General features: G+C 63.8%; 19 protein-coding genes. 3 read left to right on the plus strand and 16 right to left on the minus strand.

What is annotated here, in order from left to right; translation table 11 throughout:
- Position 1: 1 nt before the first annotated feature.
- The 5 genes from ABEA02_RS14120 to ABEA02_RS14140 are packed head-to-tail and all read right to left on the minus strand — an operon-like array spanning position 2 to position 4,262.
- Entirely contained in the window at positions 2-1,324 is a 1,323-nt protein-coding gene (locus ABEA02_RS14120) for a DNA recombination protein RmuC (protein ID WP_345533735.1), read from the minus strand.
- Complete coding sequence (locus tag ABEA02_RS14125) at positions 1,321-1,953, minus strand: DUF1003 domain-containing protein (protein WP_345533736.1); 633 nt, start codon at positions 1,951-1,953, stop codon at positions 1,321-1,323. Before ABEA02_RS14125 ends, ABEA02_RS14120 begins: the two co-directional genes overlap by 4 nt.
- Positions 1,954-1,967: 14 nt before the next feature.
- Positions 1,968-2,507 carry a YaeQ family protein gene (locus ABEA02_RS14130; protein ID WP_345533737.1) on the minus strand — a complete coding sequence of 180 codons (540 nt, stop codon included), beginning with the start codon at positions 2,505-2,507 and terminating at the stop codon, positions 1,968-1,970.
- 3 nt (positions 2,508-2,510) lie between these two features.
- A complete protein-coding gene (locus tag ABEA02_RS14135; RefSeq protein ID WP_345533738.1) occupies positions 2,511-2,744 on the minus strand; it encodes a sulfurtransferase TusA family protein in 234 nt (77 codons plus the stop codon).
- A gap of 30 nt (positions 2,745-2,774) precedes the next feature.
- A complete protein-coding gene (locus ABEA02_RS14140; protein WP_345533739.1) occupies positions 2,775-4,262 on the minus strand; it encodes a M48 family metalloprotease in 1,488 nt (495 codons plus the stop codon).
- A 59-nt stretch (positions 4,263-4,321) separates the two neighbouring features.
- Between ABEA02_RS14140 and moaC the strand changes: the two genes are divergently transcribed.
- From moaC to ABEA02_RS14155, 3 genes are all read left to right on the plus strand, one after another.
- On the plus strand, positions 4,322-4,819 hold the full coding sequence (moaC, locus tag ABEA02_RS14145; RefSeq protein WP_345533740.1) for a cyclic pyranopterin monophosphate synthase MoaC: 498 nt from the start codon (positions 4,322-4,324) through the stop codon (positions 4,817-4,819).
- Between the two features lie 127 nt (positions 4,820-4,946).
- Entirely contained in the window at positions 4,947-6,488 is a 1,542-nt protein-coding gene (locus tag ABEA02_RS14150) for a CYTH and CHAD domain-containing protein (protein WP_345533741.1), read from the plus strand.
- Positions 6,489-6,526: 38 nt separating this feature from the next.
- The gene (locus ABEA02_RS14155; protein WP_345533742.1) at positions 6,527-6,979 is read left to right on the plus strand and encodes a SixA phosphatase family protein; all 453 of its coding nucleotides are present in this window, start codon (positions 6,527-6,529) and stop codon (positions 6,977-6,979) included.
- Between the two features lie 25 nt (positions 6,980-7,004).
- On the opposite strand, the gene ABEA02_RS14160 is transcribed toward ABEA02_RS14155, so the two are convergent.
- The 11 genes from ABEA02_RS14160 to folE2 form a co-directional block, all read right to left on the minus strand.
- On the minus strand, positions 7,005-7,895 hold the full coding sequence (locus ABEA02_RS14160; protein ID WP_345533743.1) for a sensor histidine kinase: 891 nt from the start codon (positions 7,893-7,895) through the stop codon (positions 7,005-7,007).
- Positions 7,888-8,526, minus strand: coding sequence for a response regulator (locus ABEA02_RS14165; RefSeq protein ID WP_345533744.1), 639 nt, complete (start codon positions 8,524-8,526; stop codon positions 7,888-7,890). The genes ABEA02_RS14160 and ABEA02_RS14165 overlap by 8 nt, the downstream gene beginning before the upstream one ends.
- Before the next feature lie 236 nt (positions 8,527-8,762).
- Complete coding sequence (locus ABEA02_RS14170) at positions 8,763-9,200, minus strand: nuclear transport factor 2 family protein (RefSeq protein ID WP_345533745.1); 438 nt, start codon at positions 9,198-9,200, stop codon at positions 8,763-8,765.
- Positions 9,197-9,976: an SDR family NAD(P)-dependent oxidoreductase gene (locus tag ABEA02_RS14175; RefSeq protein ID WP_345533746.1), complete on the minus strand. Its 780-nt coding sequence runs from the start codon at positions 9,974-9,976 to the stop codon at positions 9,197-9,199. Before ABEA02_RS14175 ends, ABEA02_RS14170 begins: the two co-directional genes overlap by 4 nt.
- 1 nt (position 9,977) lies before the next feature.
- Complete coding sequence (locus ABEA02_RS14180; protein WP_345533747.1) at positions 9,978-10,508, minus strand: DUF3833 domain-containing protein; 531 nt, start codon at positions 10,506-10,508, stop codon at positions 9,978-9,980.
- A gap of 1 nt (position 10,509) precedes the next feature.
- Positions 10,510-11,754: an MFS transporter gene (locus ABEA02_RS14185; RefSeq protein ID WP_345533748.1), complete on the minus strand. Its 1,245-nt coding sequence runs from the start codon at positions 11,752-11,754 to the stop codon at positions 10,510-10,512.
- On the minus strand, positions 11,751-12,272 hold the full coding sequence (locus tag ABEA02_RS14190) for a chalcone isomerase family protein (RefSeq protein ID WP_345533749.1): 522 nt from the start codon (positions 12,270-12,272) through the stop codon (positions 11,751-11,753). The genes ABEA02_RS14185 and ABEA02_RS14190 overlap by 4 nt, the downstream gene beginning before the upstream one ends.
- Positions 12,269-13,480 carry a class I SAM-dependent methyltransferase gene (locus ABEA02_RS14195; protein ID WP_345533750.1) on the minus strand — a complete coding sequence of 404 codons (1,212 nt, stop codon included), beginning with the start codon at positions 13,478-13,480 and terminating at the stop codon, positions 12,269-12,271. The genes ABEA02_RS14190 and ABEA02_RS14195 overlap by 4 nt, the downstream gene beginning before the upstream one ends.
- A complete protein-coding gene (locus ABEA02_RS14200; RefSeq protein ID WP_345533751.1) occupies positions 13,477-14,289 on the minus strand; it encodes a DUF1365 domain-containing protein in 813 nt (270 codons plus the stop codon). The genes ABEA02_RS14195 and ABEA02_RS14200 overlap by 4 nt, the downstream gene beginning before the upstream one ends.
- A gap of 23 nt (positions 14,290-14,312) precedes the next feature.
- Entirely contained in the window at positions 14,313-15,650 is a 1,338-nt protein-coding gene (locus tag ABEA02_RS14205; RefSeq protein ID WP_345533752.1) for an NAD(P)/FAD-dependent oxidoreductase, read from the minus strand.
- A gap of 12 nt (positions 15,651-15,662) precedes the next feature.
- Positions 15,663-16,484 (minus strand): GTP cyclohydrolase FolE2, encoded by an 822-nt coding sequence (folE2, locus tag ABEA02_RS14210; protein ID WP_345533753.1) that lies wholly within the window; start codon positions 16,482-16,484, stop codon positions 15,663-15,665.
- Between the last annotated feature and the right edge of the window lie 99 nt (positions 16,485-16,583).

Below are 16,583 nucleotides of genomic sequence, written 5' to 3' on the forward strand. Positions count from 1 at the left end.
CTCACTGGTTGTCGCTGTTTTCGAGCATCTTCGGCACATCTTCGATCTGCACCGATTCGATTTTCTCGAAGTGGCTGCTGATCTTGCGGCTGGAGATGTGCACCTCCTGCGTCTCTTCGTGCGCACGGCGAATCTGATCGGCAAGACGCTTCATGCGCTCGTCGAAACGACCGAAATCCTTGGCCAGCTTGCTGAGCGCATCCTTGATGACGTGGATCTGCTTGCGTGTCTCGACGTCCTTGAGTACCGCACGCGCCGTGTTGAGCACAGCCATCAGCGTGGTCGGCGATACGATCCACACGCGTTTTTTCTGCGCGTATTCGACAAGGTCAGGGTGGTGGGCATGGATCTCGGCGAACACCGCCTCGGCCGGCACGAACATAACGGCCCCATCCGAAGTTTCACCGGCCACGATGTACTTGTTCGCGATCGCGTCGACATGTCGCTTGATGTCCTGCTTGAACAGGCTCTGCGCCGCATTGCGCTCCACTTCGGCCAAGCCCGGTTCGAACATCCGGTGATAGTTCTCCAGCGGAAACTTGGCGTCCACCGCCACCCGACCCGTCGGCTCAGGCAGCGTCAACATGCAGTCTGCACGCACGCCAGACGAGAGCTGATGCTGGAACTGGTATGCATCGGGCGGCAAGGCGTTGCGCACCAGCGCTTCGAGCTGCACCTCACCAAACGCACCCCGCGTCTTCTTGTCGCCGAGCAGCTCCTGCAAACTCACGACATTGACGGTGAGATCACCGATCTTCTTCTGCGCTTCATCAATCGTCGCCAGACGCGCCATCACATTGGCGAAGGTTTCGTTGGTCTTCTTGAAGCCTTCGTCGAGACGCTGATTGACCACACCCGTGATCGCATCCAGTCGCTCGTTGATCGCCAGCGTCAAGGCAGCCGTGCTCTCGGTCTGCTGCAGCACGGCCTTGCGCAAACCGTCCTGCAACAACTCACGGTCGGCACGCGCCGTCTCGCCGAGCTTCTCAAGCATCTGCGTAAGCATCTCGGCCTTGGCCTGCTCCTGTTTGAGCGTCAGGGTGTGCATGGCTTCGCGCGTCGTCTTGAGTTCTTCACCCACCAGGGTGCGCAAGCGCTCGGCATTGTCGGTCTGCACGCTTTGTAGGCGGTCACCAAGACGATCCAGCCCGGCATGCATGTCGTTGAGCATGGCGCGATGCGCCGCTCCCAGCTGCGTATCGAGACTCTGCGCCAGCGTGGCAGATGCCGCGGCCGAATCACGCGACAACGCTTGCACGCGCAGTGCGAGCCAGGCCACCACCACGACCAGGATTGTCAGCAGACCCGCAAGCACGATGATCATGCCGAGCCTTGCTTGTCGCTATCGCCTGCTTTCGTCGCCCCGCTGTAGGGCGTGGCGTGCCCGGCAGGCTTCTCCGCGGCACCGCCATCACGCTGCGCGCGCTTGAGCTGATCCAGATCGCCCAGCAACTGCCAGCTCAGCTGATCCAGCCGCTTGTGCAGCGCCATGATCGACGCTTCGGCCTTGAGGTTGATGTCGAGGTCGCGCAGCATCGTCAGGCGATCACGCGCCGCCTGGCGATTCTGCGACATCATGATGATGGGTGCCTGCAAGGCTGCCAGCATGGACAGCACGAGGTTAAGGAACACGTAGGGATAGGGATCGAAGGCTTTGGCGCGCAGCAATTCCGTGTTGAGGATGGCCCAGCCGATGAGGAAGATGCCGAAGATCGAGATGAACTTCCAGGACCCCCCGAATTCCGCCACGCGATCGGCCAGACGTTCGCCGAAGGTGATGCCATCATCATTGAGCGGATTGGCGTTCGGGTCGGTGTCAGGGTCAGAGATCGAGGCCTGCATGCGGCGCGCGATGCGGTTGAGGGCGCGTCGCTCATGCGGACTCAAGTCACCCACGCCGGAATGCAGCAGATGCTCGGCCAGATGGCGGATCTGTCTTTCCTCTCTCTTCATGGCGCCTCTCCAGCTCAGGCTTCGCCCATGGGCACCGGGCGGATGTGTACCGTGTCCTGGTCGTCCGACAGCATCAGCTCGCCATCCTGCAAAGTCGCCTGCAGGCGCATGCCACGATCGGCGAAGCGCAGCAGGTCCGCACAGATCTGTTCATCGAGCTTCCAGACACGTAGCTTGTCGAGACGCGCCAGTGCCAACGCATTCTGGCGCCACCACACATCCACCGCGCGGCCATAGGCATACAGCACCACCTCATCCGACTTGCCACAAGCCCTGCGCAGCAAGCGCTCGTCGGGCTGACCGACTTCAATCCAGCGCGTCACGGCGCCAGTCAGATCGCGATCCCACAGCGCAGGCTCGTCGTCACTTGAAAGTCCCTTGCCGAACTCCAGTGTCTCGCTGGCGTGCAGGACAAATGCGAGCAGACGCACCATCAGGCGCTCGTCGGTTTCGGAAGGATGGCGCGCCAGCGTCAGGTTGTGCTGGGCGTAGTAAGAACGGTCGAGATCCGAGATGCCCAGATCTACCTTGTAAACAACGGAACGCAGGGCCAAGGCTTATTTCCGGCGGATGAGAAAGACGAACTCCGGCCCCGGGCCATCGCCGGGCGCCAACAGCTCGTGTCCGGTCTGACGTGCGAACGCTGCGAAATCCTTGACTGTGCCGGGGTCAGTTGCGACGACGCGCAAGACCTGCCCGGTCGTCATGTCGGCGAGGGCTTTCTTGGTACGCAGGATAGGCAGCGGGCACTGCAGGCCGCGCACGTCGAGTTCCTGATCGTGGGTGTGCATTGAGGCCCCGGAAAGGAGTGGCAGAAGGGCCTATTGTAGCCCGTTCGGCCGCCCCTCCCGGCGCTCCTCGCGCAGGCGGTTGCGCAGTTCGCGCAAGCGCGAATCGACGGCAGACTGCGTGTAGAAATCGCCACCGCCGCCACGCTGGGCGAGCTGCAATTGCTCGACCGCAGCAATCAGGTTGCCACGAACCACGTACAGCTCGGCCATTGCCCGCTGCTGCTCGACCACCTTGCCCTGCGCCGCATAGGCTTTGGCCTGCAGTATCCACAGACGCTCGTCGTTCGGCGTATCGACAAGCGCGTCACGCGCAAGCTGTGCTGCACGCTCCGGCTTGCCGCTCTCGGTCAGGGCCTGCACCTGGCACAGCAGCAGAAAGCGCGCGTCGGAATAGCGCGCAAATGCCTGACCGCACACCTGCTCGGCCTCGGCCGCCTTGCCCTGTCGCAACAACATGTCTGCAAGCATCGAATCCACCAACGGCGATTCGAATCGCATCGCGCGCAGATCAGCGAGGGCCTTCTGCGCCTCCGTCGCCCGGTTGTCGCGCGTATAGGCCCGCGCCAGTGCATACAGCTTCGCTGCCTGATCCTGACGCCGCGGCGCCTGTCTGGCCTGGATACGTGCCAGAGCATCCTTGGGCAGCCCAGCTTCCGCATCCAGCTTCGCCCGGATCAACACGTACTCGTTGCTGTCTGCCACCACACCCGGCACAGCCCCCTGTGCGCGCCCCTGCATGTCGGCCATACGCTCAACGCTCAAGGGGTGGGTGCGCAGATAAGCTGTTTCCGAGCGCTCAGAGCTGCGCATGGCCTTGCCAAGGCGGTCAAAGAAATTTGCCATGCCGCGCACGTCAAAACCGGATGCCGACAGGGTCTGGAAGCCTATGCGGTCGGCCTCGCGTTCGAAGTCCTGCGAATAGCTCAGCTGATTCTGGATCAACGCCGCTTGCGTGCCGGCCAGGGTGGCCTGAGCCATCGCCGAGCCACTGGGTCCGCGTCCGGCGGCCAGAATCGCCAGCAGGAATGCCGCCAGCATGGTGGCACTGGCCCCGCTCTGTTTGTCGAGCATGCGCGCGATGTGGTGCTGTTGCACGTGGCCAATTTCGTGCGCCAGCACGCCCGCCAACTCCGACTCGCTCTGACTGGCCAGCACCAGACCGGAGTGCACGCCGATGAAGCCGCCGGGCATGGCAAACGCGTTGATGGTGGGGTCACGCAGAGCAAAGAAGAGGAAGTCCTCGGGTTTAGCGTCCGTAGCCTGCACGAGACGACGACCGAGGCGATTCAGGAAGTATTCGACCTCGGCATCGTCGATATAACTTGGTTCGTACTGCCTGATCTCGCGCATCGCCGTCTCGCCGATGCTGCGCTCCTTGGCCGGCGACAGCACGGACTGCGACGCATCGCCCAGCTCGGGCAGCTGCGCCGCTACCGGATGGATGGCCAGACTGGCTGCCAGCGCGACACACAGTGCCCGCCGGGCGAGTCCGCGAAGGGAATCATGGGGAACTAGCATGGCGTTATGATAGCGCTGCCTTCGCAAGCGCCCGAGCGAAGTTGTAAGCATTCACAACCATGACCGACAAACTTACCCACTTTAACGCCTCCGGCGATGCCCACATGGTCGACGTGGGCAAAAAGGCCGAAACAGCCCGCCGCGCCGTTGCTGCCGGGAGCATCCGCATGCAGGCGGCGACGCTGCAACGCGTGCTGACAGGCACGGCAGGTAAAGGCGACGTCATTGGTGTCGCACGCGTCGCGGCCATCATGGCGGCCAAGCGCACGGGTGAGCTGATTCCGCTGTGCCACCCCCTGCCGCTGACACACGTCGATGTGCAGTTCGAGATCGACGAAGCCCGCAGCAGCGTACGCTGCACCGCCACGACCGAAACGGTCGGCCGCACTGGCGTCGAGATGGAGGCCATGACCGCCGTCAGCGTTGCGTTGCTCACGCTGTATGACATGCTCAAGGCCATGGATCGCGGCATGATCATCGAGTCAGTCCGCCTGCTGGAAAAGTCCGGCGGCAAATCCGGTCACTGGCGCGCGACAGAGTCCACACCGCAGCGCTGAACACCCACCATCGCGCTACCGGCTTCAAGCGCCACGCCTGGTGTGCTGAGTTGTCACATTTGCGCGGTAGATCGCGACCGCCCGAGCCCGGTATATTGCGCCCCCATTACAGCCGTCCCCTTCACACATGGCTCTGGAAATCGAACTCAAGCTGGCCTTCCCGCCCGGCACACAGGCGCAGATAGCCGCTCACCCGCTCTTTGCCAGCGCCGCCAAAGTCGGTCGCGCCAGTACGCTGGAGAACGTCTACTTCGACACGCCGGGCCTGTTGCTGGGTGATGCACGCATCGCCCTGCGCACGCGCCGCATCGGTAACCGCACGCTGCAGACCATCAAGTGCGCGCGGGCGTCATCAGGCGGTCTCTCCGCACGCCCGGAGTGGGAGCACCCGTTCCGTGACGCCTTCGACTTCTCACACGTCGACGACGATGCGACACGTGCGCTGCTCGAAACGCATGCTGACGAAATCACTCCGTTGTTCTCGACCGTCTTCAAACGGGAAACCCGCGAGTACGCTCCGCGGACAGGCGTGCGCATCCTGATGATGCTCGACACCGGCAGCGTACGCGCTGGCGACAAGGAACGCCCCATCGCCGAACTGGAGCTGGAACTTGTCGAAGGCAGCGGCAGTGATCTCATCGACCTCGCCATGCAACTGGCCATCGATCTGCCATTGACCCCCGAAGACACCAGCAAGGCCGAACGCGGTTACCAGCTTTTCCTCAATACGCCACCGACAGCCCTGCGCGCGCCACGCAACCGCCTGACGGCAGACATGACGCTGACCCAGGCCTTCCACCAGCTCGCCAGCGACACGCTGCGCTGCTGGCAGGGCAACATGCTCGGTGCCCTGCGGCATGACGACCCGGAATTCATCCACCAGTTGCGTGTCGCTCTGCGCCGCCTGCGCACCCTGTTGCGCGTCTTCGAGGCGCACCTGCCACTGGGCTTTGCCGGTCACTGGCAACTTGAGCTGGGCCACCTCGCCGCCTCGCTCGGCGGTGCGCGCGACATGGATGTGCTGCGCGACGCCGTACTGTCGGCACCGGGCTGCGCCACTGGCGCACCAGATTTCGCCGCACTCTATTCGCAGGTCTCCGTCACGGCCGCGCACGCCCGCACCCAGGCCCTCGGCGTGCTGGCCGCCCCGCCCAGCAGACTGCTCCTGTTGCAGTTCCTCAAGGCACTGCACGCATTGCTTGATCGCACCACGGAAAGTGTCGATGACGCCGAGCCCGCACGACTCGTCGAATTTGCTGCCGATAACCTGCGCCGTCTGCGCAAGCGCGTCGCCGCCCGCCTGACCCTGGCCGCCAGCAGCGCGGCCACCGAAGACCTGCACAGCCTGCGGATTGCCTGCAAACGCCTGCGTTACGCCAGCGACTTCTTTGCCAGCCTCTTCGATGACAAGGCCATGCGACGCTACCAGCGCGCACTGAGCGACGCCCTGGACAGTCTGGGCGAGATCAACGATGTGTCCGTCGGGTTGGAGCGACTTAAAGACTGGCAAGTCCAGCACCCGCAAACCACGGCGGCCATCGTCTGGGTGGGTGGGTGGCATGCGGCACATGCCGAAAAGCGCAGCAGCCGCGCACTCAAGCGCGTCGCAAACCTGCTGGACGAAGTGCCGCCCTGGCAAAAATCGCGTAACGCAAAGGGCGCAAAATAAGCGCCCGCTCGTAACCGTCACTCACTGACAAGAAGTCTATGGATCTTCTGCTCTGGCGCCACGCCGAAGCTGCCGACGGCAGCCCTGACGAAACCCGCCCCCTGACTGCCAAGGGCCTCAAGCAAGCGCAACGCATCGCTGCCTGGCTCGACGAGCACGCCCCGACCGACATCCGCATTCTCGTCAGCCCGGCATTGCGCACACAGCAAACCATCCTGGCTTGGACCAAGCGTTTTGAAACCTGCGAAGACGTCAGCACGCGTTCCGACGCGCCGACACTTCTGGCCGCCACAGGCTGGCCCAGTGCGGGGGGCGCCGTGATGGTCGTAGGGCATCAGCCTTCACTGGGACGCGCGGCATCTTTGCTGCTGTCCGGCGTCGATGAAGAACTGAGTTTCCGCAAGGGAGCGCTGTGGTGGTTCAAGCTGCGCGAACGCGATGAGCAAGAGCAGGTCGTGCTGCGCGCCGTCGTCTCGGCCGACATGCTCTGAGCTGCAGCCGCGGCTTGCCTGGCTCTTACTTGGCTGTATAGCGCTCGAAAGACATGGTGAAGACACTGCCACGTCCATCACGCGAGCGATGCACCAGGTTGCCCCCCAGGCGCCGCACGATGCGTTGCGCCAGCACGATTCCCAGCGCACGGTCAGGCAAGCGCTGACCGTAAGTCGAGAAAGGCTTGAACACCAGGTCCTGCAGCTCGGGCGCCACGCCACCGCTGGTGTCGCGCACCTCCAGCCACACCTGGCTACCACGGCGGCGGCAACCGATCAGCACGCCCCCTTCTTCGGTCATGCGCAGGGCATGCGAGACGAGTTTGTCGAGTGCGCGCGCCAGCTGGGCCTCGTCGGCCCACACCTTGATGCTGGTCGGAACGTAGCGCAAATGGATGGAGCGCATGTGCGCCTCGCCCAGCCACGCCGCCACCGTGCTGGTCATCAACGCACCGAGCGAGACCGGCTTGAGGTCGAAGGCAATACGGCCCGACTCGAGCTTGGCGATGGCCATCACGTCCTCGAACTGCAGCGACAGGGTCTCGGCCGCTGTCTCCATGCCCGCTACGAGTTGACGCGAATTGGGCTGCAGCTCATGTGTCGCCAGCGTTGCGGAATACAGCGACAAAGCCTGCAAGGGCTGGCGCAGGTCGTGCCCGACAACAGACAGGAAAGCCAATGCATCCTGCGAACCCGTGTCCTGATCGATCTCGGGCGCAGCGCCGGCCTCTTCGCGCGGACAGGCCATGCATTGATACACCCGCCAAAGCGCCCACAACAGGCTGCCGAGCAGGACCAGGAACCAGACGATGATGAGCGGCGATACCAGTGACAGACTCAGCATCAGACCTGCTGACGCCATCAATGCCGCGACAAGGGCGATCAGCAGTCCGCGTGCTGCGCCTGCCTCACGCATCGTCGGACGGCATCGCCAGATTGAGCGATTGGCCAACGAGGATGGCCTGCGAGCGGGTGTTCACGCCCAGCACCTGGTATACCGAGGTGAGATGCATCTTGACCGTACGCTCGGAGAGATCGAGCTTGATCGCGATCTCCTTGTTCGACAGGCCTTCCATGAGACAGCACAGCACGCGTTCCTGCTTGGGACTGAGCTTGGGGCGCGGACGGCTCTCGCCCAGTGCGCGTACCGGCTCGTCGAAGAAGCGGCGACCGGACAACAAGACGCGTACGCCTTCGACGAGGGCATTGGGTGCCATCGACTTGCTGAGGAAGCCATCGACGTCGGCCTCGCGAGCCAACTGGCGATAAATGGGCGCATCCTGACCGGAAAATACCGCCACCGGCACGCCGGGCGCTTCGCGGCGCAAGGTGCTCAGCAGACGCAGACCGTCGCTGTCGGGCAGCTTGAGGTCCAGCAGGACGAGATGGAATTTGGTCCCGCTACGCAGCGAGGCCACGGCTTCCTGCGCGGTGGATGCACAGGTGATGTGCCCCCCGGAGAGAAGCGGCTCAAGCATGGCCGACAAAGCGTGTTGCAGGAGCGCGTGGTCGTCCACGAGCAGGATGTTGCGAACAAACGGGTTCATCTTGGCTTTCTCACGTCGTACCCACATCAACGTCGCGCCCGCAACCAGTCCTGCATCGACCGCTGCGATTCCGGACCAACCAGATAGTCTTCCGGTCGTCCTGACTGCTTTCCGCGCGACCCGACGATTACTGTCGAGCCGGGATTCCGCTGTTACAAACCGTTACGAAAACCGGCATACGGCGCACAACGTTACCCTGCAGTTCGCGAAGGGTACCCCAATCTGCGACGTTTTTGCTAAAGGCGGGACATGGGGGCAGTCAGCCGGCGCGTCAGCCAGCGGATGAGAGGACCAACGAGCGGCAGCCCGGCGTAGATTTCACGCGCAGGGTCCCAGTAATCACGGTGGCTGCAGACCTTCCCCTCCGCGTCGAAAAGCAAGGCTGTCGCCCCAGGCACAACCTTCGCCTGGCCCTGCGAGACAAACTCGAAACGCCAGCGCAGCATGGCCTCGTTGTCGAGGACGAAGGCGCGCTCCACAACAAAGCGCGGCAGCTCGACCTGTCGGAACATGTGCTCAAAGATCGCGCCGATGGCAGCAACGCCGCGCACATCGTTGAAGGGGTCTATGAAGTGCGCATCCGCCGCGTAGTGCGTCGCCACCTGCGCCACGCTGTCTGGCGTCAGCGTCTCGTACCAGCGCACCAGCGCATCCAGCCGGGCTTGCGTGTTCATGCCAGCCTCCCGACGAGACGGAAGTAGGCCCATCTCGGCAGCAAGCCCAGGCATTTGAGAAAGCCGCTGAAGCGCCACGGGAAGTGGATCTCGAAACGCCCTGCACGCAGGCCGCGCAGGATGTTGTCTGCCGCCTGCGCAGCGGTGATCAGCGCGGGCATGTGGAAGTCGTTCTGCGCGGTAAGGGGCGTCTCGACGAAACCGGGACTCACGATGGTGACGGCGATGCCGCGCGGCGCGAGATCGATGTAGAGACTCTCGGCGAGATTGATGAGCGCAGCCTTGCCCGGCCCATAGGCGACAGCCTTGGGCAAACCGCCGTAACCGGCCACACTGCCGACGATGACGACGTGACCGCTGCCCCGCGCCAGCATGTCGGGCAAACACGCAGACAGCCCCCCATAGACACCCATCAGGTTGGTCTCGAAGGTCTGCCGCGCCGTCGCCAGCCCTGCAGGGGTCGCCAGATCCCAGGCACGCAGGGGGGCGTAGGTACCGGCATTGAGCACGACCACATCGATGCCACCGAGTGCGGAACGCGCCTGCGCCTCTGCCCCGGGCCAGGCGCTGGCGTCGCTGACATCCAGAGGCACGGCGACAGCGCCTGGCACGCTATCCGCTGCCGCCTGCAGGCGGGACACATTGCGCGCCGACATCACGATGCGAGCGCCTTGCGCCGACAGCCTTTCCGCAAGGGCCAGGCCGATGCCGGTGGACGCGCCGACGACCCACACGCGCTTGCCGCGCCAGTCGCTGATCTTCGGATTGAGTGCCATGTCAGCGCTTCTTGAACGACAGGGTCACTTCGCCGAGGTGGATGCCGAACTTGCTCATCGCCGAGACGTTGAGCATCACCTTGTCATCCATGAGGTACATCCAGTCGTCGAAATCCACGTTGTAGATCTTGCCGTCAACGTCGAGCGCCATCACGTAGCGCCAACGCAGTGCGTTGCCGGCCAGCTCGCCGCGCGCCTCGCCGACCACGTCGGCCGCCGTGCCGATGTAGCTGCCGTCGCTCTGGCGCTTGAGCGTCCAGATGCGCTGCTGCGTTGTGCCGTCGCTGTAGACGAAGCGCTCGTCCAATACACCAGTATCTCCCTGCCACTTGCTATCGATGACCACGGTGAAGCGCTTGACGACCTTGCCGGAGCGGTCGCGGAAGATGCCCCAGGCGTCCACCGTGCCATTGAAGTAGGTACGCAGGTCCAGCGTCGGATTTTCTTTCGCGTAGTCACCGATCTCGACGCTGGCACAGCTCATCAGCAGACCGGCCAGACACAGCAGCAACAGGTTTTTCAGATGTTTCATGTCAGTTCTCCGCAATCAGGTGACGCCCTCGCCACAGCAAGGCCGCAGAAACAAGCTTGAGCGCCGCCGGCACGGCGGCGTAGACGACTGCCAGGGCTACCAGCCCATCCGCATCGCGCTGGCCCGGTGTGTATTTCAGCGATTGCAGCAAGGGCAACGCCAGACCTGCTGCCAGTGCAAGGTTCAATTTGGTGACGAAGTTCCACCAACCAAAGCAGGCACCCGCCCCCAGGGAATCGCGCTCCACGGTGTCAGCCAGCATCGACGGTGGCAGCGCCAGGTCGGCCCCCAGCGCGAGGCCTGAGAGTGCACAGATCAACCCATACGCCACCACATCACCCGTGCCGAGTGTGCCCGCCCACACGAAGACGAGCACCGCCAGCAGCATCGCCGCGAGCCATGCGCGCAGCTTGCCGATGCGGCGCGACAACCACACCCAGCCCGGCAGGCCTGCTGCTGCGCAGACGAAGTAGATCGCCAGGAAAGCTCCCGACTTCGCTTCCGCCTGCAGCACGTCGGCAATGAAGAACAGCACCAGCGATGCAGGGATCGCCGCCGCAATGCCACTGATCGCAAACACCCACAGCAGCGCGCGAAAGCGCGCACTGCGCACAGGTTCCAGCAGGGAGCTCTGGAGCTGGGGTGCCTGTACCGCACCCACTGAACGCAGCGGCGCAAAGCCCAGGGTCAGTGCTGCACACCCGAGCAGCAGCGCGACAAATACGACAGCCAGTCGCGCCATGCCGGTCAGCGCGACATCCGACAGCAGCCCGGGCAGCACGGAAGCGAGCACCACGCCCACCAGCCCGAAGCCCTCGCGTGTCGCCGTGATGCGCGTGCGCTCGTGCGGGTCTTGGCTCAGCTCGGCGCCCCAGGCGTTGTGATTGACGCTGGCCAGCGAAAAGCCGAGATACACCAGGGCCAGCATGCTCACCAGCCAGATCGCGCCCGGCGCATCGCTCAGTGGGCGTAACAGGCCCCACAGGCCAAGTGCCAGCGCAGGCAGGGCCAGCGCAATGCTCAGCTTGCGCTGCGGCCAGCGATCGCTGACGTGGCCGATCAGCGGATCGATGAAGGCGTCCCCCAGACGCGCGATCAGCAATACGGTGCCGACCAGCGCGAGCGACATGCCGAAGGCGCTGCTGTAGAGGTGGGGCACATGCACGTAGATCGGCAAGGCCACGAAGGCCAGCGGCAGACCGAAAATGCCATACGCAAAAATCGACCGCCCGGCCAGCACCGTCACGACTTCGATCCGAGCAGGCCGGCGCGTAGCGATGGCTCACGTGTGCGCGGATCGAGCCAGATATCGAAGAAGCGCCGCGCAAGCTCAACGTCGGCAATCTCACCCGTCGGCTTGCCATCGAGATAGAACGCAGCCCCCTTGCCCGGCAGGAAGACGCCTGTGATGTGCTGCCCTTCCTTCACGTCGGGGAAAACGCGCTCAAGCGCCTTCAACCATCGTGCCGCCTGCGCAGGCTCCAGCCGCCCCTGGCGCTGCATCTCGTCGATGCTGGCTGAGGCCAGCTTGTTGCCCTCGAAGTTGCGCGCGTAGGTGAGCTTCAGGGCGAACACCTTGGTGGGATCGAAATTAAGGCTGCTGACCCACAACTCGGCGTCGTAGAGCTTCAGGCCGAACCAGCGCATTTCGCCCTGCCCTTGCGCACGCCAGCTGTCAGCGTGCGAGCGGGCCGCGTCGGGAATGGCCTGCACGCCGGACGCCATCGCCCACAGGCAGATCAGCAGCGCAAGCCGGGCCTTCATGACGCCCTCACCAGCGCAAAGTGATGCACATTGGTCGAGCCTGCGCGGAAGCCCGCCTCGCAGTAAGCGAGGTAGAACTGCCACATGCGGATGAAGCGCTCGTCAAAGCCTTGCGCCAGCACCTCGGCACGCACCGCGTTGAAGCGTTGCATCCACTCGGCCAGGGTACGGGCGTAGTCGAGTCCGAAGGGCGTATCACTGACCAGCTTGAGACCCGCGCGCGTGCCTTCGCGCTGCAGCACCTCGGGCGAAAACAGCATGCCACCGGGAAAGATGTAGCGCTGAATGAAGTCGACATCGCGGCGGTAATGCGCAAACAGATCGTTGGCGATGCTGATGCCCTGAATCACGACCTTGCCGCCGGGCAGGACGCAGTCGTGCAGCTTGCGGAAGTAGGTCGGCCAGAACTTTTCACCCACGGCCTCGATCATTTCGATCGACACGACATGGTCGAATTTTCCTTCCATGTCGCGGTAATCGCACAAATCGAGAATCACTTTGGACGAAAAACCGCCCTGCTCGGCACGCTGACGTGCCCACGCCAACTGCGACGGCGACAGGGTGATGCCGTGCACGCGACAACCAAACTCCAGACAGGCCACTTCGGCAAAACCGCCCCAACCGCAGCCCACTTCGAGAATGCGCTGACCCGGCCTGGCGTCCAGCTCGCGCAGGATGCGGCGGTACTTCTCGCGTTGCGCCTCGGCCAGCGGGGTATCAGGCGTGGCATAGCAAGCGGCCGAGTAGGTCATCGTCTCGTCCAGCCACAGGCGGTAGAAGTCGTTACCCAGGTCGTAGTGCGCCTCGATGTTGCGACGCGAACCCTTTTTCGTGTTGGCGCGCAGCGCATGCCACAGGCGGTGGAAGATCAGGCGCAGCGCATCACCATGAATGGCGCGCGACAGGGACTCACGATTCTGGGCCAGCAATGTCAGCAGATCGGCCAGATGGTCGGTCTCCCATTCACCCGCCATGAAGGACTCGCCAAAGCCGATGGAACCGCGCGTGAAGACGGCATCGAACATGCCCCAGTCATGCACGCGCAGATTGGCAACGAGATGCGCGTCGCCAATGAGCTGGCTACTGCCATCCGGCAGATGCAGATTCACGGAGCCGCCCTTGAGGTGGCCCAGCATGCCGATGACCAGCTCGGCACTGCGCGGCCATTTGCCTTGCAGGGCGACGGATTGATGCAGGGTTGTAGTCATGTTGAGCTCTCTGCGACAGGGATGGAGGAAGCTTCCGGCGCCGTGGCCGGACGACTCGAAGGACGCGCGCCGACGAAGGGCACGCGCTTGACGAGCAAGCGCAGGGCTTGCCAGTGGATGCGACCAATGACCGCAAAGGTCAGCAGCGGACTGGACAGCCACGCACGCAGCAGACTGCGCCCGGTGAGCGGCTGCAAACGCCCCGACATGCGCGTGCTGAGCACGGTCTCGCCCGCGTCGTCAGCGTGATCGATGGCGACAAACAGGAAGCCGCCACGCTCGCGGAAGCGAAAGCGATAAGTGCCTTGCACGTCGAGAAAGGGCGAAACATGGAACAGCTTGCGCGCGGCGATCTCGTCGTCCGGGCCGATGACGCGTCCGTCCGGATGCGCCACGAGATAGTTGTGGTGCCCGCCAAAGGTGTTGCTGACCTCGGCCAGCACGGCACGCAGCGCACCCTGGCTGTCGTGGCAGAACCAGAAGCTGACCGGGTTGAAGACGTAACCGAACAGACGCGGCAGCGTCTGCAGGATCACCTCGCCATCGGCAATTTCGGCAAGCCCGTTGCGTGCCAGCTGCGCGCGAATCCACGGCAGCAGGGGCGAACCATCGCGCGGGCCGTGGTCGCGTTCGTGCACCGCCATCAGTCCCCGCCGGTTGATACCCAGCAGCGGCACGCGTAGCCCGGCAAGCTGCGACAGCGGCAGGCGCAGAGTGAAATGGCGATACACGAAGCGATGCACCGCCGGCGCATGCCGCTCGTGCATCACGCTGCCTGCTGCAATCTGTGCTTGTAGGGGCTCACGCATGATGGATCCCTCGCTGCCGGCGCTCAGGCCAGCGCCTCTTCGACCTGCGGCAGGGGATTGGCACGCCAGGGCGCCACCACACCCAGCTGCGCAGCAACGTCGACCGCCGACTTGAGCCCGTCTTCATGAAAGCCATAACCCGTCCAGGCGCCGCAGAACCAGGTTCGGTTGCGCCCCTGCAGCATAGGCAGATGCGCCTGCGCGTCGATGGCGCCCTGATCGAAGACCGGGTGTTCGTAATCGAAAGACTGGATCAACGAACCAGGCGCGGGCTCATCGAACGGGTTCAGCGAAACCACCACCGGGCTGCGGAAGGGCACGGGCTGCAGGCGGTTGATGAGGTAGGACACGCTCACCGGCCGGTCATCAGCGCGGCCCGCGCCGGCGCGGTAATTCCATGCCGACCAGGCACGGTTGCGTCGCGGCAGCAGCCCCGCATCGGTGTGCAGCAGGGCGCGGTTGTACTGGTAACGTACGGCGCCCAGCACGGCCTCTTCGAGCGACGAAGCCTGCTGGCCCAGAATGCGCAGCGCCTGATCGCTGTGGCAGGCGAAGATCAGCGCATCGAAGCGCTCGCTGCCCTGTGCGGTGAGCACGCTCACCCCGGCGGCTTCACGCTCGACGGCAATGACAGGCGTGTTGAGACGAACATCGGAGAGTTGCGCGGTGATGCGGCGCACGTACTCGCGCGACCCGCCGGCCACCGTCTGCCATTGCGGGCGATCCATGATCTGCAGCAGCCCGTGGTTGTGACAGAAGCGCAGGAATGTCGCGAGCGGGTAAGCCAGCATCTGCTGCGTCGGGCAAGACCAGATGGCAGCCGCCATCGGGATCAGATACCAGTGACGGAAGGCCTCGCCGTAGCCGTTGCGGTCGAGATACTCGCCAAGCGACATCGCGGGCGCATTGTGTTCACGCGCCAGACGCGTGGTTTCGGCGTTGAAGCGCCGGATGTCGGCCAGCATGCCCCAGAAAGCCGGGCGCGCCAGATTGGCAGGTTGCGCAAACAGAGAGACGAGGTCGGTGCCGGCCCACTCGATGTCGGGTTGGGCCAGGCTCACCGAGAAGCTCATCTCGCTGTTGGCCACCGGCACCTGCAGGGTCTCGAACAGACCGCACAGATTGGGGTAAGTGCGGCGATTGAACACCAGAAAGCCCGTGTCGACCGGATGCGTGATGCCATCCACCGTCACGTCCACCGTGTTGGCATGGCCACCGGCGTAACGCCCGGCTTCAAACAGCGTGACCGCGTGGCGCTGGCTCAGCAGCCAGGCTGCCCCCAACCCGGAGATGCCGCCGCCGACCACCGCAACTTTCAGCCCCCGCGTGTCGCGTGCGTCCGGTAATTGTTCTGCTTTCATGCGAGCCCCCGCTCAGTGTGCTGCCTCGGCACCGGTCGCGTCATTGCTACCGCGAATCAGGGCGTATGCAGAGTGGTTGTGAATCGACTCGAAGTTTTCGGACTCCACCACCCAGTGCGCAATGCGCGGATCTGCCTTGAGCCGCAGCGCCACATCGCGCACCAGGTCCTCGACGAACTTGGGGTTGTCGTAGGCACGTTCGGTCACCCACTTCTCATCGGGGCGCTTGAGCAGGCCGAAAACCTCGCAAGAGGCTTCTTCTTCAGCCATACGCACCAGCGTCTCGATGGCCAGCGACTCACGGAGCGTGACACGCAGTGTGATGTGGGAACGCTGGTTGTGCGCCCCGTACTCGGAAATTTTTTTCGAACACGGACACAGACTGGTCACCGGCACCACCACGCATAGCGTGATGGCCGTCAGCCCGGCGGCATCCTTCTCGGCGCAGATTTCGGCTTCGACATCGATCAGGCTGCTGACGCCCGACACGGGGGCCGCCTTGCGGATGAAGTACGGGAAACGCATCACGATGCGCCCCGCTTCCGCCTCCAGCCGCTCCAGCATCCCCGCCAGCAGCGTTTCCACGCCGGGCAGGTCCAGCGCCTCGCGCTGCGCTTCAAGCACTTCGACGAAGCGCGACATGTGCGTGCCTTTGACCTCTGGCGGCAGACGGACGTCCATCGCGAAAGTCGCCACCGTGGCCTGCGGGCCGTCGGCGCCCAGCAGGGTCAGGGGATAACGCAGACCCTTCACACCCACATGCTGGATGGTCAGCTGGCGTTGGTCAGGCGAAGACTGTACGTCGGGCAGAAAAATGCGGTCGGGTGCGTTCATCAAGATTTCCTTAGACAAACTTCGTATTTGTCCTAGACAAATTGAAGCGATGACTTACACTAGCAACAGGCCAGCCCAAGGTCAACAACTTTGTCCTAG

This window comes from Viridibacterium curvum (genome assembly GCF_039544165.1).
GTDB lineage: Bacteria > Pseudomonadota > Gammaproteobacteria > Burkholderiales > Rhodocyclaceae > Viridibacterium > Viridibacterium curvum.